Here is a 20793-nt window from a genome sequence, read left to right on the forward strand (position 1 = left end):
TCCAGCGTCTAGCCCGTATGACGAGCGAAATGAGGCAAGGGCTTCTGATGAAAGCGGTGGTCTGTCTGAAGCCGTTCGATCTGGCGGTCGAGGAGCGCCCGGCGCCGGTGCCCGCGCAGGGGGAGGTGCTGGTTCGCATCCGCCGCGTCGGGCTGTGCGGGACCGACTATCACATCTATGGCGGGCGCCACCCGTTCCTGGCCTATCCACGCGTCATGGGCCACGAACTGGCGGGTGAGGTGGAGCGGGCCCCGCCGGGTTCCTCGTTCCAGCCGGGCCAGCGGGTTGCGATCAATCCCTATCTCGCCTGCGGCACCTGCATCGCCTGTCGCAAGGGTAAGCCGAACGCGTGCGTCAACATTCGCGTGCTGGGTGTGCATGTCGATGGGGGCATGGTCGAATGGTTGTCGGTTCCCGAAAGCGCGCTGCTCGACGCTGATGGGCTGACGCTGGAACAGGCGGCGATGATCGAGTTTCTGGCGATCGGCGCGCATGCGGTCGCGCGTTCGGCCGTCGCGGCGGATGAGCGGGTGCTTGTGGTGGGCGCCGGACCCATCGGGGTCGCGACCGGCCTGTTCGCGCGGTTGAACGGCGCACGGGTGACGATGGTCGATACGCGCGCCGCACGCCTTGCTTATGCCCGGGACCGTCTGGGCTTCGATGACGTGGTCGAAGCGGGGCCGGACATGGCGGCGGCGCTGACCGCGCGGACGGGCGGCGAAATGTTCGACGCGGTGTTCGACGCCACCGGATCGCTGGCGGCGATGGCGCAGAGCCTTGCCTATGTCGCGCATGGCGGCAAGCTGGTGCTGGTGGGCGTGGCGCCGGGCGATCTGGTGTTCGCCGATCCTGAGTTTCACAAGCGCGAAACGACCATAATCGCCAGCCGCAACGCGCTGGCGAAGGATTTCGAACGCGTGAAGGATGCGATCGTGTCGCGCCGTATCCCGATCGACGCGCTGCACACGCACAGCCTTGATGCTCATGATCTGCCCTGGCGGCTACCGGAGCTGATCGACGAAGCGGATCATGTGCTGAAGGCAATCGCCAGCTTTTGACGGCGCACATCGAACATGATCGTATGACCCGGACCAGGCCGCGCAAGATGGCCACGACGGGCGATGAATGGGAGAGGGATCGGAATGGCCAATGCAAGCCTCGCGCATGAACCCGGCACCGCTTCCGCCTTCATCAATCCTGCCTATCGCTGGGGCTTTGCGCTTGTCGTCAGCCTGTTCTTCCTTTGGGCGCTGGCAAATAATCTCAACGACATTCTGATCCGCCAATTCCAGAAATCGCTGGGTCTGGACCGGGCGCAGGCCGGGTTTATCCAGTTCGTCTTCTATATCGGCTATTTCGTGATCGCGTTGCCTGCGGGCTTGCTGATGCGGCGCTTTGGTTATCGTGCGGGCATTCTGACCGGGCTTTCGCTTTACGCGGCGGGAGCGGCGCTGTTCTATCCCGCATCGCTGATGCTCAGTTTCGGCATGTTTCTGTTCGCACTGTTCGTACTGGCAGCAGGCGCTGCCTGTCTTGAGACGACGGCCAACGCCTATATCGGTTGCTTCGGCGATCGACCCTCTGCCGTCCGGCGGTTGAACTTCGCCCAGGCGTTTAACGGCCTTGGCGGGACACTGGCGCCGGTGATCGGCGGCCTGCTAATCTTTTCGGGCATCGAACATTCATCCGATACGCTCTCGGCGATGAGTGCCGCCGAACTCGCTGCTTATCGCGCGAGTGAGGCGACGACGGTGCAATTGCCTTATGCGTTGCTGGCAACGACGGCCCTTCTTCTGGCCGTAGCCGTGGCGATGGTTCGGCTTCCCCATGCGGATTTTGACGGCGGCTTGCCGCTGCGGCGACAGTTCCGGGTGCTGCTCGGCAACCGCGCGCTAACCGGTGCCGTGGTGGCGCAATTCTTCTATGTTGGCGCACAGGTGGGGATCTGGAGCTTCTTCATCGACTTTGTGAAGGATGTGACGCCCTGGATCTCCGAGCGTCAGGCCGCCTATCTGCTATCGTCCAGCCTGGTGCTGTTCATGATCGGACGGTTCGCCGGCACCGCGCTCATGGCGCGGGTTCGGCCTGTGCGGCTGCTGGCCCTCAATGCCCTGGCGTGCATCGCCTGCTCGGCAATCGCCGTGGTGGCTCCCGGCCTGATCGCGGTCGCGGCGCTGGTGCTGGTCAGCTTCTTCATGTCGATCATGTTTCCGACGATCTTCGCGCTGGGCGTCGAAACGCTGGGTCCGGCGCGACCGCTAGGCTCGTCGTTCATCATCATGGCAATTATCGGCGGCGCCGTATTCCCGCCATTGATGGGCATGGTCGCCGTACAGGCGGGCGCGTTGCCGATCGCAATGCTTTTGCCGCTGGGATGCTTCGTGGTCGTTGCCGTCTATGCCCGGCGTGCCGCGCTGGCTGGAGCAGGCGAAGCGGGCTGAAAGCCGAGCGTGTCGGAAATCGTCGCCACCGCCTGTGCCAGCAATTCGCGCGCGGCGTCCTGATCGACCTTTTGCGATCCGTCGATCAGTTCGAGGAAGGGGATCGTCAACGCCGCCACGATCGTCCCGTCGAACCCCAGCACCGGGTAACTTATGTCGGTGACACCATAAGTGATCGGGCTCTGGCGCAGTTCGTATCCCCGCGCGCGCGTTTCGGCACGGCGCTTTGCCAGCCAGTCCCGGTCGATTGTCTGGGAACGGGCAGCCTCCAAGGCGGAGATAATCTGGTCGGCGGCCTGATCGGTGGAGAAGGCGAGAATGACCTGTCCCGAGCAACTCTGGATGATGTCTACATGCGCGCCCACACGCAGCGAAAAGCCGCGGACGCCCGGTTGCTGCTCACGCGCGATCACCAGCCCTTCGCCCGCTGATGCCACGACAAGGTGACAGGACTGTCCCGTCGCGAACGCCAGCGCTTTCATTTCGGGCAGCGCCGCCCCGACCAGATTTTGCGCCGGCGTCGCCCGATAGGCTAGGTCAAGCAGGCGATAGGCAACCGTATAGCGGTCGGTTCGCGTCGACCGGCGGAGCAGGCCCAGCCGCTCCATCACAACCACGATCCGAAACAGCTCACCCACGCTGCGGCCAAGCGCAACCGACATTTCGCTGACCAGCATGCCGTCAGGATGTTCCGCCATCAGTTCGAGAATCTCGACCGCCTTTTCCAGCGCTGGTGCGGAATAGCTGGTCTTGGGTGTCTTCATCACGCTGCCGTTCATGAAACCGGGCGGTCATTCGGTCGCATATTGTGCCAAAGCGGTTCGCGCAATCCATCGGTCGTTTGCGGGGCAAGTGGCTGGGGCGGTGCTATGCGTCGACTCGCGGCATATTCAGCGTTTGGTTTGCCGCGCAGATGCGGGCGCCCCGGTGATCGCTTCAGCCGCGCGGTCGCGTTCGACCGATTGTTCTCACTGTGGATCGAACCGGATCTGTATAGGGCGGCTATTGTCAGGTCGCAGAGGGAATCGCGCAAGCATGGCCGCCTGCGTGCGATTGTTGACGGACATTTTGCGAAAGATCGTCTTGACGTTCAGCTTGACGGTCGCCTCGCTGACGCCAAGCTTTCGCGAAATAAGCTTGTTCGGCATGCCGACCACCAGGCATTCCAGAATCGCAACCTCCCGTCCGCAAAGCCCGAATAATGTCGCGACGTCGGACTGTTCGCTGTCCGCGCTATGCGTATGCACCGATGAAAGGTGGTCGATCAGCTCGCTTGGCGCGACTTTTTCGCCCAACGCGACCAGTTGCAGCATTCCCAGCAGCGACCGGTACGGTGTCTCGTGCGTGAAAAACCCCTGAACGCCGGCAGCAAAGGCACGATCGACAAGGTCGAACTCGAAATGGTCGGCCAGCAATACGACACGAACGAAGGGGGATGCCTTTGTCAGCTTGACGAGCTGTGCGACGTCGCGGTCCGGCGAAAGCAGGCTGCTGTCGAAAATCACGATATGGTCGCTGGTGAAGACCGAAAAATCCAGATCGTCGATCCGGGAAACCGCCTGCGCGACGGGCAGGCCATGGGATGCAAAGATATGCCGCAGGCCGTCACGCGCCAGCGCGCTTTTGACGACCAACGAGGTCTGGATCGAAAATTCCATCGATTTCCGCCCCCGTCCAGAACGAGAATCGTCCTGGAATCAGATAATCATTGCTCGAATTACGCCCCACAAGACCGCTCTGGCATCGTCGCAGTAAAGCGCACTTAAGCAGCCAAACCGGAAGTTAACCTGCCAAAGTTATATTCTTTTGACGAAAATGCAAACATTATGGATAGGAAGAATGAGCCAAAAGCTAAGACATTCTTAACCAAGGTTAATCCAGTTGTGCCGAAGCGGAGCTGGACGCCTGCACTAAGTAATTTCCGCTACCCACCTATTCGCCGACGTATGAAGCGGTGGTGCGGAGCGGCTACTTGGGGCGGGGGCTACCCATTCGGATAAACGATGATCGCGCAAGCTATCGAACGAAGCGCTCCCCGGACGATTCCGGATATGTGTTTACAGGCCCCATTATCCTTAATGGCGTATGACACCGGTCAAGAACTGAGGGAGAATAATGCGGGGATCCTAGCTGTGGGGCCCTAGGAAAAGGAGGGTAAAATGCTCCAGCGCAGTGAACATGTGGTTCAACTGACCCATCGAGAGGCCGAGGTACTACAACTCGTCTCGATCGGACTGTCCGCCAAGGAAGCCGCGATCGAACTGTACATATCGCCTTGTACGGTGGAGCGTCATGTTGAGAATGTGCGACTGAAAACACGCACACGCAATCGTGCACACATGATCGCGCACGTAATTCGGGAAGGTCTGCTGAACGGGGCTCAGCCGGCCGGAACGCACATCGCTGCCTGAGCGGCGATTTCGTTCCGACTTTCCCAGGCCCAGGAAACAACATTAGGGCCGACTTGTGTCGTTCCGGTGCGTAGTTGGTGAGGGCCAACGCGCACCGGATCGGTTCTGGCGGTACCACAATCGATTTCCGCAAGCGGCATGTCGGCAATGCCCAGACCCGCGGCCTTCAGACATGCTTCCTTGCGCGTCCAGACCTGCAGGAAGCGGCAGTCATAATCGGTATCGACAAGTTGCCGAACGCCAAGCGCGTTTCTTTCGGAGGGCGCATAGTGCAGTTCAGCCAGCTCGGCAGCGTCCTCGATGGTGCGGACACGCTCAACATCGACGCCGATGATGACGTTGCGCGCAACGCCGATCACGAACCCCTCGTCGCAATAGCTCAGGCTGAACTGGATATCGGGGTGGAATATGAACATCGGCTTCCCCCGGTCGCCATAACCGATGCGCTGAAGTCGCGACGGAATGGCGAATGTCGTGCCGACGACCAGATAACAGGCGGCATGCGCCATTACGTAGCGATCGCGCAACTGCGCGGCCCGCAACTGGCCGGCACGCTCCAGCTCGGCCGCCGACAGCAGCGCCCGGTGGCGAAGATCGGGCCGCGACCAGTTCGATATCATCCACAATGCAAGCGGCGCGCCGAGCGTATCGATCGCACAGGCCGTCATGCCCAGATTGTCCAGCGCCTGTATGACCACATCTGTCATGACAAAGCGCCCGTTCGGCCGCCGCGTTGCCACGCTCGCCCCGGAAACAGCACCGACGACTGCAAGAAATCGGTGGCCAGATGGGGCGGATCCGTCCGTTGCTTTTTGCCCAGCCAGGACCGCGTCACGAACAGCAGGTGCCCCGCCATCCATGCGATATCGGCGAACGCCGTATAAAGGGAGCCGTGATTCTTGACGAGATAGCGCCGACGGGACTGGAACCAGTAGAGCGGCAGGCGCTTCGGCGCGGCCTGTGCTCCCGTCACGCCGGTGCTTTGCCCTGCAATGTGAAGGACGACCGCTGCCGGCACGTACCAGCATTCCCACCCCGCACGCGCGGCGCGAAGGCACAGGTCGGTTTCCTCGTAATAGAGGAAGAAGCGTTCATCGAAGGCAAGGCCCTGTTCCAGCATCGCCCGCCTGACCACGAAACTTGCACCCGAAACCCAGTCCGCCCGTTCGGGTGCCTGCCCCATCGGGCGGAGAACCGCGCGATTGCGAAGCAAGCGGGTGACCACCCCCAGCCTTGCTCCACGCTCGAACTCGCCAAGGATCGATGGAAACCGGAACGCAAAGGGCCAGGGCGCGCCATCGGCCTCCAACAGCATACTGCCGGCGATACCGGCGGCGGGATGCGCGGCCATGAACTGCGCCAGCGCAAGTGCCGCGCCCGGCCGCACCACGGTATCGGGGTTCAACAGCCAGAACAGATCGGCGGGTTCGTCCCGCGTCCGGGCATATTGCAGGCCAAAGTTGTTCCCTGCGCCGAAGCCGCCATTGACGGGCGACTCGATCAGCGTGGCCCAATGCCATCCCCGTGAAGCGATCGCGTCGGCAATCTGGCGGGCCGACCCGTCGCCCGACGCATTATCGACAATGATCGCGCGCAATCCCGGCATCCGTTCGCGTTCATGCGACAGGCTGTCGAGGCAGCCGATGACGAGTGGGCCGGTGCGGTAATTGACCACGATGACGTCGAGGGATGGTGCGGGGGCCCCGGCCATCGTCATTCCGCCGCGATCGCAAGCGGGGTCGTGGTGCGGCCGGGGTGCGGTGTGGCTGCTGCAAGGGCGTTGTCGATCGCGGTCTGGAAATGAGCGGCCAGCGTGTCGACATGCGGTTCCTGAAGCGCGCTGCCATGCCCGCCGGGTACGGGAACGACACTGATGTCTTCCGCAATGCGACGCCCCCAGCCGAGGACGACGTCGCTGTAGATTTCCTGGTAGGGCACATCCTTGATGTCGCCGCTGCCCTGCGTCGCCCGGAACAAGGTGACCTGTCCGCTGGCAAGCAGGCCTGATGGCCGGTGTCGGCGATGCGCATCCTCGTAGAGCCGCAGGAAATCGATCACCTGCGTATCGGGACGTGTCTGTTCGATATTGCGGATCCGGCGTCGGTCCAGCTCACGGCGATAACGTGACTGGACTTCCCAGATCAGCGCGTTGCTTGCACGCCGGGCGATATCGCTCACAAGCGCGGATTTCCGGCCTTCGGCAAACAGTTGCTGCAAGCGGCGCAACCGCTGACGGGTCAGGTAGAAATGGCGTCGCGTCGCGGCGACGTCGGCGGCGTCGATGATGCCGACGAACGCGATCGGTTCCCCTGCATCTTCCAGCTGGCGGGCCATCTCGAACGCGATGACGCCGCCAGCGCACAGCCCCCCGATCAGATAGGGGCCGTGCGGCTGGATGGTGCGCAGCCGGGCGATATAATCCGTCGCCATCTCGTCGATGCGCGTATGGGCATAGCCGCCACCCGGCGTTCGCAGCGGCTCGATGCCGTAAACCGTCCGTGCGCCGTCCAGCCGTAGCGCCAAGCCGCGATAGAGCAGCGTCTCGCCCAGCCCGTCATGGATCATGAACAGCGGCAGGCCTGCACCGCCGGCCCGGATCGTGACCAGCGCGGGCGGCTGTGACCCGGACGGCTGGTCGGACGCCGCCTCTGCCGGGTCGACCAGCGCAGCCAGTTTCCCGACCGTGGGCGAGTCGAGCATCGCGGACAGCGGCAGGGTCTTGCCCGTCTGCCGCCGGAAGCGGTTGGCGAACTGAACCGCCAGCAATGAATGACCGCCGAGTTCGAAAAAATCGTCATGTCGCCCGATCGGCGCCGTGCCCAGCAAATCCTCCCAGATGGCCGCGATGGCACATTCGGTCGGCGTCACGGGCAATTCGACCTGCGCATCGCCGGGTTGCTGGACCCGCGCGGCGGCTTTTCGCGGTGCGCGCAGGTGGCTGAGAAGGGCATTTAGAGGATAGGGGGAGACCACCAGATGCGGCGCGGGCGGTCCGGCCAGCAACCGGTCGATCGCGGACAAGCCCTGCGCCGACAATATGCCTTCCTGTTGGTCGGCGACCGCCGGGCGAGCGGCATCGCTTGCGGCACGAACCGCCGGGGCGGCGATCATCCGGGCGGTATCGCTGACCCGGATCATCACGAACTCCGAGATTTCGGCCAGCACCCGACCCTCGGTATCGGCGATGGTGATGTCGAACGTCGCGGTCGGCGCGCCGGGACGGTCGGGGCCGCGGTATCGGATGTAACTGGCAAATGCAGCGGGCAACGGCGCGTGAACGACGATGCGACGATAGCCGAACGGCGCGAAGAAATCGCGCGCCTCGTCATAGCCGGGGATCAGCGTCTGACCGCCTGCGGTTGCCATGTCGAGCAGTGCGGGATGCAGCGCCACCGATGCGAGATCGTCGGCGAATGCCGCTGGCAGCGATTGGCGCAGCACTATCCGGCCGGCGCCGCACGCGCTGTCCATGACATTGTCCCATCGTGCCCCGAACTGGAGCAGCGCGCTCTTTCCACGACCGGCGCGGCGCTGGTCGGGGCAGGCGGCGCGCAGCCCGGCAATATCGAGTATCGGCACGGCGGCTTCATCGAGGCTGCTGATCGTGCCGCTGGCATGTTCCAGCCATTTGCCATCGTCGCCCAGGCCAAGAACGGCGAAGCGCCACCCCCCGGCCGCCTGCCGGTCAAGTCGCACGCGGATCGACCGATTGGCGCCGTCGGTGACAGCAAACGGGGCGAGGAACAGCATGTCGCTAATCGCGAAGCCGCCCGGCTGGATTGCGGCAAAGGTCGCACGGACCAGTTCGAGATAGCCGGTGCCGGGTATCAGCGCGCCGACGCCGCTCAGCCGATGTTCGCCAAGCAGCCAGTGCCGATCGGGCGACAGCGTGCCGCTGGCGATCACGCATTCCGCAGACAGCCGGTGCAATGTGTCGAGGAAGGGGTGGTCGATCGGCGTGCCGCCCTCGACCGCGTCCGGTATCGGCGCGACCATATCGGCCCCGCCAAGCCGGGCTGCCATGCCGACTTCCTGCCAGCGGCTCCACCCGATCGACACCACGCGCGTATGCGGATCGTCGCGCCGCGCATCGGCATAGGCGTCGAGGAACGCGTTGGCGGCGGCATAATCGGCCTGGCCCGGCAGTCCGGCAAATGCGCTGATGGACGAAAATAACAGAACGAAATCGGGGCGCTCCAGGAACAGTGCGCTCTCCAGCGCCAGGGTGCCGTCGACCTTTGGCCGCAACACGGCTTCCATCGCTGCACGGGAACGGTCGTCCAGAAGGCCGTCGTCCAGCGTGCCTGCGGTGTGAAATACCCCGCGAACCGGCCCTAGCGACTGGTGGATATGGGCAGCGGCGCGGCGCATCGCCTTTGCATCCGCGACATCCGCGACAACCAGCTCAACGCGCGCGCCGCTTGCCTCAAGCGCCAGCAGCTTGCGAATGCGATCGGCGGTAACGGGCGCGGTGTCGGCGCTGACGATCGCGTCGGGCCATTGCTCGCGCGGCGGAAGGGGTGTGCGGGCAATCAGCGCGATCCGCGCGCCGCGCGTGGCAAGCGACCGCGCAATCGTCAGGCCGATGCCACCAAGCCCGCCGGTGATCATATAGGCGCCATCGCGCCGGATCGATGTCGGCGCGTCGGCCGCGTCGCGGCGAACCGGCTGATAATCACGTACCCACCGGGCGCCGGCCCTGATCGCGACGGGCGTAGGCTGTTCGGCGCCTGCCAGTTCACGGATGACCGCCTGGGCGGCAGCTGAAAACGCGTCTTGCGTGAATCGCCGGGGCCGTTCGATGTCGACCGGACAAATCGTAAGCGCCGGATATTCGGCTGCGATAACCGGGGCCGCGCCGATCGCGGCGGCCTTTGTAGGCGCTGGCGCGGGATCGGTCGCCACGCGCTGAGCGCCATCGGTGACCAGCGCGATGCGGACCCGCGCGTCGCCCGCATGGCGGGCCAGGGCAGGGGCAAGTGAGGCAAGGCTGAAAAAGCCGCGCTCCATGCCCTTTTGCGTGGCGACCCTGCGCCTGCCGGTGACACCCCAGCAGTGATAGACTTGCGTCGGAAACCGCCCGGTATCGGCCAGCCGTCGGGCCATCCGGTCATAATCGTCCAGGCAACCCGGATCGATATCGAAGCCCTCGGGGGTATCGGTGAACCGGCGGCTTGGCCGGACGTTGACGACCGGGCGCCCCGCCGCACGCAGTTCTGCCGCAAGGGCGGCGCCCATCCCGTTTCCGTCATCCAGTATCAGCGCCGGTCCGTCGGGGATGGCGGGCTGCACTTCGCCTCCCGGCTGCCAAACCGGCGTGAAGAACCAGTCGCGCTCATCCTCGATGCGCTCTGGCGGTTCTCCCGCCGCCGCGGCGTCGCCCGTAACGGGCGCAGGGTCGAACCAGTGGCGGTGGCGATCAAAGGAATAGGTGGGCAGCGGTATCCGCAGTCGGCGTTCCCCCTGCCAATAGGCGTCCCAGTCGACCGGCGCGCCAAGGGCCCACAAATCGCCGAGGGTGGACCAGAAAAAGCGATGGTCCGCGATCTGCTGATCGGGGTGGGGCAGCGTGCTGACCACCGGCTGATTGCGCGGCCGGTCGGGATGCTGGCGTGCCAGGCTGGACATCGAACGGCCCGGCCCGACTTCCAGGAGGACGCGTGCCGGATCGCCCAGCAGGCGTTGCAGCCCATCGGTGAACCGCACCGTCTGGCGCAGGTGGCGTACCCAGTAATCGGCGCTGGTCGCCTCAGCATCCGAAATCCAGTCGCCCGTCACGTTGGAGACGAAGGGCAGTTGTGGGGGGCGCAGCGTGATCGTTTCCATCAATGCACGAAACGACGGCAGGATCGGGTCCAGCATTGACGAATGCGCGGCGACGGCGATGCGGACGATCTGTGCCTCGATCTCCTGATCGGCCAGAGCATCGCGCAGCGCGCGGATCGCGTCGCTGGCGCCCGATACCACGCACAGGCGCGGCGCGTTGACGGCGGCGATCGACAAGCCGTCGGGCAGCATCGGCAGCAGTTCGGCCTCGCTCAACGGAACGCTGAGCATGCCGCCGCGCTCGACGGTTTCGAACAACTGTCCGCGCGCAACCACGATGCGCAGCGCCGATTGCAGATCGACGACCCCGGCCAGGTGCGCGGCGGCATATTCGCCCGAACTATGGCCAATCATGCCGGATGGGCGCACGCCCAGCGCCATCCAAAAGCGCGCCAGCGCGACCTGGATCGTGAACAGCGCGGGTAGCGCGATCGATGGCCGCTCAAGCTCGCTCGCGGCGCGCTCGCGGTCCGTGTCCACGGGAAACAGCCAGCGGCGGATTTCGGGCAGGCCCATCTGCTCCAGCGCGTCCAGCGAATCGTCGACGAACCCGTGAAAGCGCGCTTCCGTCTCGTACAGCGTGCGGGCCATATCGACATGCTGCGCCCCGGCGCCGCAGAACAGGAACGCCACCGGGCGATCCGGGATGCACGGCGTCGGGGGAGAGGCCGTGCTTTCGGCGATCTCCGCCAGCGCCAGTGCAGCCTCGGCCGGGGTTTCGGCAACGACAAAGCGGCGCAGCGACAGTGCATGCCGCCCCGTCGACAGGGTATAGGCCGTGTCGGCCAGCGTGCCTGTGTCCGCGCCGGCAAGGTGCGCGGACAGCTTTTGCAGGTTCGCCGACAGCGCATCGGCGGAGCGCGTCGACACAGGCAGGACCAGCAGCGGGCGGGACGGCGACCCCGGCGCGCGAAGCGGGGCTTCCTCAATGATCGCGTGGGCGTTGGTGCCGCCGACACCCAGCGAGCTCAGCCCGGCGCGACGTGGCCGTTTGCTGCGGCGCCACGGTGTCAGCTTGTCGTGGACGACAAATGGACTGTCCGCGAAGCCGCAGGCCGGATTGGGCGCGGTATAGTTGATCGACGGCGGCAATGCTTGATGGTGCAGCGACAGCGCGATCTTTATCAGGCCGGCGGCACCCGCGGCGGTATCGGTATGGCCGATATTGGCCTTTACCGACCCGATCGCGCAATCGCCGACGCGGTCGCTGGTTTCGCGAAATGCCTGGGTCAATGCGGCGATTTCGATCGGATCGCCGACCGGCGTGCCGGTTCCGTGCGCCTCGACATAGTCGATCGTGTCGGCTTCGACCTGGGCGATCGCCATCGCCTCCGCGATCACGCGCGCCTGACCGTCGACACTGGGGGCAAGGTACCCGACCTTCCCCGAACCGTCATTGTTGATCGCCGAGCCTCGCAGAACGGCATAGATATGATCGCCGGCCTCGATGGCGTCGGCCAGACGGCGCAGAACGACCACGCCGATGCCACTGCCAAACACGGTTCCCTGTGATTGCGCGTCGAAGGGGCGACAATGCCCGTCGGGCGACAATATCTCGCCGGGATGATACAGATAGCCTTGCCGATGCGGCAATTCGATCGACGCGCCGCCCGCGATCGCCATGTCGCATTCGCCCGAAAGCAGGCTCTGCGCAGCCATATGCACAGCCACCAGCGAGGTCGAACAGGCGGTCTGGACGTTGATGCTGGGTCCGGTCAGATCCAGCAGATATGACACGCGCGTGGTCAGGAAATCCTTGTCGTTGCTGGTGTGCCTCAGCAGGAACAGGCCCACGTCCCGCATCAGCCGTCGATTGCCGAGCAAATGGTTGGGCATGTACGCATTGTGCCCGGAACCGGCGAAGACCCCGATGGCGCCGTCGAACCGATGCGGCACATGCCCGGCGTTCTCCAGCGCCTCCCAGCAGCATTCAAGGAAATGGCGGTGCTGCGGATCCATGATCGCCGCGTCGCGCGGGCTGATGCCGAACAGCGTCGCGTCGAAACACTCCATGTCGGCCAGCGGCGCGGCGCGCCGTACATAGGCGGGTGAGCGAAGAACAGACGGGGATACGCCCGCGGCGCGACAGGCTGCCTCGTCCAGATCCTCCACACCCTCCCGGCCCGCGCTCAGCAATTGCCAGTAATCGTCGAGCGACCGCGCCCCGGCAAAGCGGCACGACATGCCCACGATAGCCAGCGCATTGGCCGTGCCGCTGTCAAAGTCCCTCGGATCCGGCGTCCGGCTGATGTCCAACATCTGGTTCATCCCCCCACAATCGCGCCAGCGGCGCCCATTGCCCGTCGCTGCATGGCCCGTTGCCGGTTGCGGGCGCGGTCGCGTCCGCCCGTGTCGACACGGATCTGGGCGCCACCGCTCAGATGCGCGCTCAACGTCTCGACGGTGGGAAACCGGAACATGTCGGTCAGGCTGATCGGACGCTCGACAATCTGTGCCAGCCGACGATGCGCCTGCACTGCCAGCAGCGAATGTCCGCCAAGGTCGAAGAAGTTGTCGCGCAGTCCGACAGACGGGATTTTCAGCACGTCGCGCCAGATCTCGATGATCTGCGCCTGAAGCGGGTCGTCGAGTATGATCGCGCGGTCCGTGGGGCCCGGCGCGGCAAGCGCGACCACCGGGTCCGGCAGAGCCGCCCGGTCGATCTTGCCGTTCGGCGTGCGGGGCATGGCGTCGAGCGAAACGAACGTGGCGGGGACCATGAAGTCCGGCAGGCCGCGTGCCAATAGCGCCCGCATGGCTGCTTCGTCCAGCTTGGCGCCCAACGCAGGGACGATATAGGCGATCAGTCGCATCACGCCCTCGTTGCCACGTGCGATGACTACCGCTTCGGCGATGGCCGGCTGGTCAAGCAACAGCGCTTCGATTTCGCCCAACTCGACCCGGTACCCGCGGATCTTGATCTGGTGGTCGACGCGACCCAGAAATTCGATCCGGCCGTCGGCGGCGCGGCGAACCACATCGCCGGTGCGATAAGCGCGCGCTCCGCCGCCGGCAAACCGATCATTGACAAAGCGCTCTGCGGTCAGTTCGTCGCGCTTCAGATAGCCACGCACTACACCGGCGCCGCCGATCAGCAACTCGCCAGGCGTTCCGGGCCGGACCGGCTGACCACGAGTGTCGACCACGTGGAGCTGCTGGTTGGCAAGCGGTGTGCCCAGCGGGGGCGGGCCATTGGCCGACTTGGCCAGCGTATGTACCGCCGACCAGATCGTCGTCTCGGTTGGGCCGTACATGTTCATGACCGCCCCGCGGACCAATGCAGTCATGTCGTGGGCCAGAGACGCGGGAAACGCTTCGCCGCCGACCATCAGCCGGGTCAGCCCGGCCAGTGCAGCGCGCGATTGGGCGTCGCTGGCCAGCATCTGCACCAGCGAGGGGGTGCATTGAAGATGCGTCACGCCATGCCGCGCGATCAATTCGGGGAGCGTCCGTTCTACGCTTTCGCGCGCAGGTTCGGTGGCCAATCGACGCAGCGCATCCAGGTGTGGCAGGTGGTCGAGGACGGTCTGTGCCGCGACGCCGAAGTCGATCAGGCAGCCGATTTCGTCCACGCCGGCATCACGCAACCGTTCGATCAGGCGGATGCAGTGGGCGGGCGTGCCAAACAACCCGCTGCTCTCGAAATAGCGATCGAACGCGTGATCCAGCAGCGCGTCGGTCTCTTCGGGTGTCAGGCTGCCCAGATCGGGCTGCTCCGTCGCATCGGTGCCGGCCGGGCGGCGAAAGGCCGGAAACGACCAGGCATATTCCTTCAACAGGCTGGTAGAGGTGCGCAGATATTCGATCAGCGGCCCGCGCACGATTCGGCGCACGGCATCTTCGTCATCGCTGACGAAGCTGTGAAGCATCATCGTCACTTTGCCCTCGCCGGGATGCCCAGCCGCGCGCCAGGCTTCGCGATAGGCGGTGAGTTTGACCGCAACTTCCTCGACACTTTGACCCAGAAGGTGGGTCAGCAGGTTCGCGCCAGCGCGTCCCGCCGCCGCAAAGGTTTCGGGATTGCCGGCAGAGGTGATCCAGAAGGGCAGTTCGGGTTGCACCGGGCGGGGAAAGACACCGATTTCCACCGGGGTCCCCGTCGGCCCAGGAAACCGACGCTTCTCCCCGCGCCACAGAGCGCGCACGTCCGCGATCGCGCGCATCAATGCCGCGTTCTTGTCAGCGAAGTTTTCGGGTCGCAGCGCAAAATCGTTCGGCTGCCATCCGGCGGCGAACGCGATACCGACGCGGCCGTGCGACAGGTTATCGACCAACGCCCATTCCTCGGCGATCCGGGCGGGGTGGTGAAGCGTTGCGACGCAGCTTCCGGCGCGGATCTGCACGCGCGTGGTCGAAACGGCGATTGCGGCGGAAATGACCGATGGGTTTGGATACAGGCCGCCGAACGCGTGGAAATGCCGTTCGGGGGTCCATATCGCCTCGAACCCGTGATCGTCGGCGAAGCGTGCACCTTCGATCAGCAGGCGGTATTGATCGGTATTGCCGACGCCGTCTTCAGGTGCGCTGGCGAAGTAGAACAGGCTGAAGCCCAGTGGGCGCGCGGCTGTTGCGGCGGTCGGTCGGAGCGGAACATCGCCGCGCACCTCGCGCTCCGTCGCGATGACCACATGATAGCCGCGGGTCAGGGGCCAGCACAGTTCGAGGACCGATATGTCGAAACTGGGACTGGTGACCGCCAGCCAGACGCCCGTATCCTCAAGATGCGCATTCATGCCGGTGAAGAAATTGGCGACATTGCGATGCTCGACCATCACCCCCTTGGGCTTGCCGGTCGAACCGGAGGTGTAGATGACATAGGCCAGGCTGTCGCCCGATGCGCCGCCGTCAAACGGGGTGTCGGACATTGCGTCGATGGCGGTCGCGTCGAAATCGATTTCGACAAGCTGCACATTCGCCGCCTGCAACTTCGACGACAGCGAATGCTGCGTCACGATTGTCGACAGGCCGGAGTCGTCGATCATGTGGGCAAGCCGGGCGTCGGGATACGCCGGATCAAGCGGCACATAGGCGCCGCCCGCCTTATGGATCGCCAGCATCGCGACGATGAGGTCGACTGAGCGTTCCAGGTTCAGGCCGACCAGCACGCCTGGCCCGACGTCCAGCCGCGACAGATACCGCGCCAGCCGGTTGGACCGCCGGTCCAGTTCGGCGTAGCTGAGCGATACGCCGCGCGACGTGACCGCGATTCGGTCCGGCGTGCTTGCCGCCTGTTTGACGAACAGCCGATGGATCGGGGTGTTCGCGTCGAATGTGACGCCATCGCCGGCACTGATGCGGCGCAGCGCCTCCATCTCCTCGGGGGACATCAGCGCCAGCTCGCCAATCATCCTGTCGGGGGCGACAGACGCATCGTCCATCAACGCAGCGAGCCCAAGGCTCAGATCATGGACCGCAGACGGGTGGATGCGCGCCGGATCGAATTGCCAGCGGACCCGACCCGTTGCGGCTTCGACCGCGACACCGACTATCGTGGTCTGATCGAACCGGGCGTGATCGAGATTGTCGACAACCCGGATCGACACAGGATGAGCGAAATGCTGGCCTTTAAGCTCAGGACTGCGTGCGATCAGGTCGCGGGCGATCCCCACGCGGCGATGCAGGTCGGCAATAGCGGCGGCAAGGCGGCGCTCCGTCGCTTGCAATGTGGCCTGCCAGTCCAGCTGTGCTCTGAGCGGCAATTCTTCGGCGAACCAGGCGCCGCAATCTCCGATCCGAAGGGCGTGGACCGGATCCGAGTAACCGATGTCCAGCGTATCGCGGTCCGCAGTGCGACCAAATAAGGTGATGACCGCCACGACGATTGATGAAACCGGCGCCGGGGGAAGGGGGGGCTGATCCATCGTCTGACGGTCAGGGCCGGGATCGACCGGCTGGAACGCGGGCAGCAACAAGGGATCGCGGGCCAGAAGGCGTTTCCGCCAGCCGCCCTCATGCGTCGCGGCGGCGGCGTCCAGCGCGCTGAGCGCGTCGGCCTGTTCCGGACCCAGCGCCTCAAAGTGCATCGACGGTACCAGGATGGCATCCGCTTGGAGCGGCCGGCCATCGGCGTCGGTGAGCCGCGTCAGCCGCACGTCGCGCCCGCCCGTCGCGACCACGGGTGCGCTACCCCCAGCGACGACCGTTCCCGGACGCTCGCCCGAGCATTGGTCGAGGATTTCGAGTTGATGCACCAGCAGGAGCCGGCCACCCACCAATGCCTTGGGGCACCCAAGCGGATTGCGATAGCTGCCGAAGTCGAGCGCGGAGACCATCAGCGCGATCGCTTCGGCGGACTGGCTCCAGTCGATCGTGGCTGCCATGGCCGGACGGTGTTCGCGCCCGTACCAGCGCTCCAAAGGCCCCGTCTGGGGAACGGCCTCGACGGACCCTGCCGCGATCCGCGCGGCGAGCCGGGCGAAGCTCAGCCGGCCCGCGACCATGCATTTGGTGTTCAGCGACAGCGCCGTCTCGCCCGGATCGATCGCGACCGGTTCAACCTCGAACAAGGCACCGCCATCGACCGCGTCGGTCATTTGGTGCCAGCTGACGCCGTGGGTCCTTTCCCCCGCCAGCAGCGCCCATGACGGCGTATTGATGCCTGCATATCGGGGCAGAGGGCCGTCATGAAAATTGATCGCGGCGCTTTTAGGCCATGCCAGGAGAGCGCCGGGGAGAATGCGAAGATTGGTGATGCTGAACAGATAGTCGATCGGGCCCAGCGTGTCGGGCGAAAGGTCGGCGATACGCGCGATGCGGGGCGTGCCGCGCCGGTCGCAATATCGCGCGGCCGGGCCGCTGGCCGTGACGATGGCGGCGATTTCGTTCCCATGTCCGACCCAGATGTCGGCGCACTCGCACAACAGGCTTTCGTCGCCGATAAAGACCGCGCGCAGCCGGGACGGGCTTGGCGCGTCGAGCGGCTGGGTTGATGCAGGCTGGGACTGTTCTGGCGGCGCGGTGAAATCATGCATGCGACTGCCCCTTTCAGAGCCGGCAAGCTAGATTGCGGGCGCCGCGCCGCCTATTTGCACAACCTAGTAGGGAGAAAGCAGAAGGGGCGATGCGGCGCATCGCCGCGACCGCTTATTTGTATTCGATCAGTCGGCGGCGGCTGCGCCAGAAGTCGATCTGCCCCTGCAGATGGGGGACTTTGCCGATGGTCAGAAAGCTCGCCTTTACCGCATTGTCGCGCAGCCGGACCCGCAGCCACAACAGCGGCAACAGCGGCCAGAACAGGGGCAAGCCCCAGAACAGGTTGCTCAGCACATCGCGCCACATTCGCGCATCGTTCATGCCGCGCCGCGCGAGCGCCTCGGCCGTGGCATAGCCGCTGCGGCGATTGCGCTGCCACCATTGGGCAAAGCGCGTCATCGCGGCATCGTGGATCGTCATGTCGTGATCGATGCGCCGTATGCGCCAGCCGCCGGCGCGTACCCGGTGGCATAGATCAGGTTCTTCACCGGCGATCAGTTCGGACGAAAACCCCCCGCCCGCCCTGAACGCCGCCAGCCGGAACAGCGCGTCGCCGCCGCATGTCCGTGTCAGCCCGACCTTGGTGTTCCATTCATCGTCACACAGCCAGTTATACGGGCTGGCCGCAGGATCGCGCTCACGCCGGCGGCCACATACCGCACCCAGCAGCGGATCGGCGTTCAGCGCGGCGTGAGCAACGTCGAGCCAGCCCGCGACAAGCTCACAATCGCCATCCACGAAATGCACGAATGTCAGCGCGGGTATATTCGCGTTCAGCCAATCCACGCCCGCATTGCGGGCACGCGCGGCGGTAAAGGGGCGGGCGGGGTCCAGTTCGACGACAGGCACCCCGAAACTCCGCGCCACCGCCACGCTGTCGTCGTGTGAGCCGGAGTCGACGTAAACGGTGGGAAGCCCCTCGGCGCAGACACTGGCCAGGCACAGGTGCAGCCGCGCCCCTTCGTTCCGGCCAATCACGACGAAGCCGGTCTGAACGACGGAGGCGTGCGGGGGAAGGGGGTCGTCGCGGCTCATGCATCGCGATCCGTGCGAACCCAGCGCGCTTCGCGCCGGGTGAAGAACCGAATTCCCATGGGCAGCTTCCACGCCGCGTAACGCAGCGTCTGGCCCAGCATCGTCGGCGGCAGCATGGCGCGGCCGAAATGCCACCATGCCACGCTGATCGCGCCGGTCAGCAATGCTTGCGTCGCAAGCAGGACCGCCAGCGGACCCGCCAGGGCGGCGCCGGCCAGCCACAGGATGAAAGCGGCCAGCGTGACGGCGCCGGCGATTGTCAGCAGCACGACCGTTGGCGGGATCACCTGATCGAGCGCGACGATCACCAGGCGGCCATGGCCAACGATCGCCGCTTTCAACAGCAAGGGCAGGCTTCGTGCGAGGGAGGCCATCATGCCATGTTCCCATCGCTGGCGCTGGCCGATCGTCGCGGATTGCGAACTGGCCGGGCTGACGAAGAGCGCGCGTTCGTCAAACACCACCCGGTCGCCCGATGTCAGCAACCGGATGCCAAGGTCGAGATCCTCGACCAGCGATCCGCCCCCCCAGTCGATCCGCGCATGGATCGCCTGCGGAAACGCCATTCCGGTTCCCTGCAACAGGCAGACGCCGGCCAGGGACTGCAACGCGCGTTGCCGGATTCTATTTTTGATCAGGAAGGCAAAGCACGAAATCCGCACCATCGCGGTGGCCTTGGGGGGCGGCGACAGCAGATAGGTTCCCTGAACGACGGCAGTTTCATGCATGGCGACCGCCGCGATCCGGCGAAGCGCGCCGGGTTGGGGGAAGCAGTCTGCATCGACGACGATGACGGCGCGGCCGTTGCCTGTGTCGACATGGTTGCGGGCAGCTTCCAGTGCGTAACCCTTCCCACGCCGTGCGGGGTCCACGCGCTCGACAACGGTGGCGCCCATGGCGCGGGCGATATCGGCCGTTTGGTCGATACAGTTGTCGGCAATGACGATCAGCTGATCGCCCGCTCGCATCTGTGCCTGTACCGCCTTGATGACGGGTGCGATCCCGGACGCTTCGTCATGGGCAGGGATCAGCACGGTGAAAGGCGGCTCGATTTCGGGCGATGATCCACGCGGCGGGCGCATCGACCCGACCGCGCATTCGATCGCCAACATCGTGACCGGCACGGCGATGCACAGCGCCGCAGCCCATGCGAGAAGGATCATGCGTGACGCCTATGCATCGCGGCGGCGTTGCAGGATGGGCGGAATCCAGTCCGCCTTCAGGTGATGCAGCATGATCTGCCAGTCCCGCTTGTCGCTGGTTCCGGGGCGTGGGCGAAAATCGGTTGTCCGCTCGAACCGCATGACGTCCCGGCGGGGCGCGGTGTAGTAATAGGTGGCGATCGACCGGCGCGAGCGATCGGGCGGACACGCCAGCGCGTCGGGATGGCCGTGAAACGTGTCGCGTTCGGTGTTGAAGATCACTGCGCGCGCCATCACCGGCAGAACCGATTTGCGGCATCCCCGCATCTCGCGATCCCACAGCTCCAGCGCGCCGCCATATTCTTCATGCCAGTCTTCGTTCAGGTAGATCAGCAGGTTGAGGCGGCGATCCAGCCCGGTGATTTCGTGGCGCGGAAAATCGGCGTGAATGCTCAGATGGCCGCCGCTGCGGGTCTCGTGCAGGCCCGCTCCGGCGAAATATGGATCGGATATCAGCCCGCCTATTCCGGTCAGTTCCGACAGGAAGGTAACGAACGCCGTTCCGTTCAATTCCGCGAACAGCGCGCGCGTCGCTGGGCCGGGGCATTCGTCCGGACGCACCTGATGCTTCAGTCGTTCCTGGTCGCGTGCGAAACTGGCGCGTTCCCGATTGTCGGGGAATTCGCGAACGACCTGACGCAACAGTGCCGGATCGATGAAATCGTCGAGGACGATGTGCGGATAGGGCGCCGCGTTGCGATAATCCTCAGCCAGCGACCGTCCGGCCGCGCGGCACTGATCGAGGTCGAGGCTTTGATAGCCCCCGAGGTCCGTGAAATTCAGAACGGCCATGGCGATCCCATCCTCGCGCTCAATCGATCGCCGGGCGCGCCCGACATGACATCGACCGCGGCATTAAAGCGCGCTGGACCGCGCGCTCACAAGCCGGGGAAACCGCCTTGGGCA

The 20793-nt window shown here is 65.0% G+C and carries 12 protein-coding genes and 2 pseudogenes; 3 read left to right on the top strand and 11 right to left on the bottom strand.

Features of this window, described 5'->3' with window-relative positions:
• The first annotated feature begins 47 nt into the window (after positions 1-47).
• Positions 48-1058: a zinc-binding alcohol dehydrogenase family protein gene (locus ACAX61_RS09105; RefSeq protein WP_370714441.1), complete on the top strand. Its 1011-nt coding sequence runs from the start codon at positions 48-50 to the stop codon at positions 1056-1058.
• 84 nt (positions 1059-1142) lie between these two features.
• Positions 1143-2441 (top strand): L-fucose:H+ symporter permease, encoded by a 1299-nt coding sequence (gene fucP, locus ACAX61_RS09110; RefSeq protein ID WP_370714442.1) that lies wholly within the window; start codon positions 1143-1145, stop codon positions 2439-2441.
• Here the strand turns inward: fucP and ACAX61_RS09115 are convergent.
• Positions 2396-3205 carry an IclR family transcriptional regulator gene (locus ACAX61_RS09115; RefSeq protein ID WP_370714443.1) on the bottom strand — a complete coding sequence of 270 codons (810 nt, stop codon included), beginning with the start codon at positions 3203-3205 and terminating at the stop codon, positions 2396-2398. The two genes, fucP and ACAX61_RS09115, sit on opposite strands and share 46 nt — an antisense overlap.
• A gap of 204 nt (positions 3206-3409) precedes the next feature.
• Positions 3410-4099 carry a LuxR C-terminal-related transcriptional regulator gene (locus tag ACAX61_RS09120; RefSeq protein WP_370714444.1) on the bottom strand — a complete coding sequence of 230 codons (690 nt, stop codon included), beginning with the start codon at positions 4097-4099 and terminating at the stop codon, positions 3410-3412.
• A 501-nt stretch (positions 4100-4600) separates the two neighbouring features.
• Between ACAX61_RS09120 and ACAX61_RS09125 the strand changes: the two genes are divergently transcribed.
• Positions 4601-4852, top strand: a complete 252-nt coding sequence (locus tag ACAX61_RS09125; RefSeq protein WP_370714445.1) for a LuxR C-terminal-related transcriptional regulator — start codon at positions 4601-4603, stop codon at positions 4850-4852.
• Here the strand turns inward: ACAX61_RS09125 and ACAX61_RS09130 are convergent.
• The 9 genes and pseudogenes from ACAX61_RS09130 to ACAX61_RS09160 all read right to left on the bottom strand — a co-directional run bounded on the left by ACAX61_RS09130 (position 4822) and on the right by ACAX61_RS09160 (position 20679).
• Positions 4822-5559 carry a 4'-phosphopantetheinyl transferase family protein gene (locus tag ACAX61_RS09130; protein WP_370714446.1) on the bottom strand — a complete coding sequence of 246 codons (738 nt, stop codon included), beginning with the start codon at positions 5557-5559 and terminating at the stop codon, positions 4822-4824. The two genes, ACAX61_RS09125 and ACAX61_RS09130, sit on opposite strands and share 31 nt — an antisense overlap.
• Positions 5556-6569: a glycosyltransferase family 2 protein gene (locus ACAX61_RS09135; protein ID WP_370714447.1), complete on the bottom strand. Its 1014-nt coding sequence runs from the start codon at positions 6567-6569 to the stop codon at positions 5556-5558. The genes ACAX61_RS09130 and ACAX61_RS09135 overlap by 4 nt, the downstream gene beginning before the upstream one ends.
• Positions 6566-7552, bottom strand: a complete 987-nt coding sequence (locus ACAX61_RS19615) for a thioesterase domain-containing protein (RefSeq protein ID WP_528084555.1) — start codon at positions 7550-7552, stop codon at positions 6566-6568. The genes ACAX61_RS09135 and ACAX61_RS19615 overlap by 4 nt, the downstream gene beginning before the upstream one ends.
• An 18-nt stretch (positions 7553-7570) precedes the next feature.
• A pseudogene (locus ACAX61_RS19620) lies at positions 7571-7711 on the bottom strand (acyl carrier protein); the annotation flags it as partial.
• Positions 7712-7978: 267 nt separating this feature from the next.
• Positions 7979-12946: pseudogene (locus ACAX61_RS09140) on the bottom strand (type I polyketide synthase); the annotation flags it as partial.
• On the bottom strand, positions 12943-17649 hold the full coding sequence (locus ACAX61_RS09145; RefSeq protein WP_370714449.1) for a MupA/Atu3671 family FMN-dependent luciferase-like monooxygenase: 4707 nt from the start codon (positions 17647-17649) through the stop codon (positions 12943-12945). The pseudogene ACAX61_RS09140 and the gene ACAX61_RS09145, both read right to left, overlap by 4 nt.
• Before the next feature lie 112 nt (positions 17650-17761).
• On the bottom strand, positions 17762-18685 hold the full coding sequence (locus tag ACAX61_RS09150) for a glycosyltransferase family 2 protein (protein ID WP_370714450.1): 924 nt from the start codon (positions 18683-18685) through the stop codon (positions 17762-17764).
• The gene (locus tag ACAX61_RS09155) at positions 18682-19848 is read right to left on the bottom strand and encodes a glycosyltransferase family 2 protein (protein WP_370714451.1); all 1167 of its coding nucleotides are present in this window, start codon (positions 19846-19848) and stop codon (positions 18682-18684) included. The genes ACAX61_RS09150 and ACAX61_RS09155 overlap by 4 nt, the downstream gene beginning before the upstream one ends.
• 9 nt (positions 19849-19857) lie before the next feature.
• Complete coding sequence (locus ACAX61_RS09160; RefSeq protein WP_370714452.1) at positions 19858-20679, bottom strand: 2OG-Fe(II) oxygenase; 822 nt, start codon at positions 20677-20679, stop codon at positions 19858-19860.
• Between the last annotated feature and the right edge of the window lie 114 nt (positions 20680-20793).

The sequence above is a fragment of the Sphingomonas sp. IW22 genome (genome assembly GCF_041321155.1).
In the GTDB taxonomy this organism is placed as follows: Bacteria; Pseudomonadota; Alphaproteobacteria; order Sphingomonadales; family Sphingomonadaceae; genus Sphingomonas.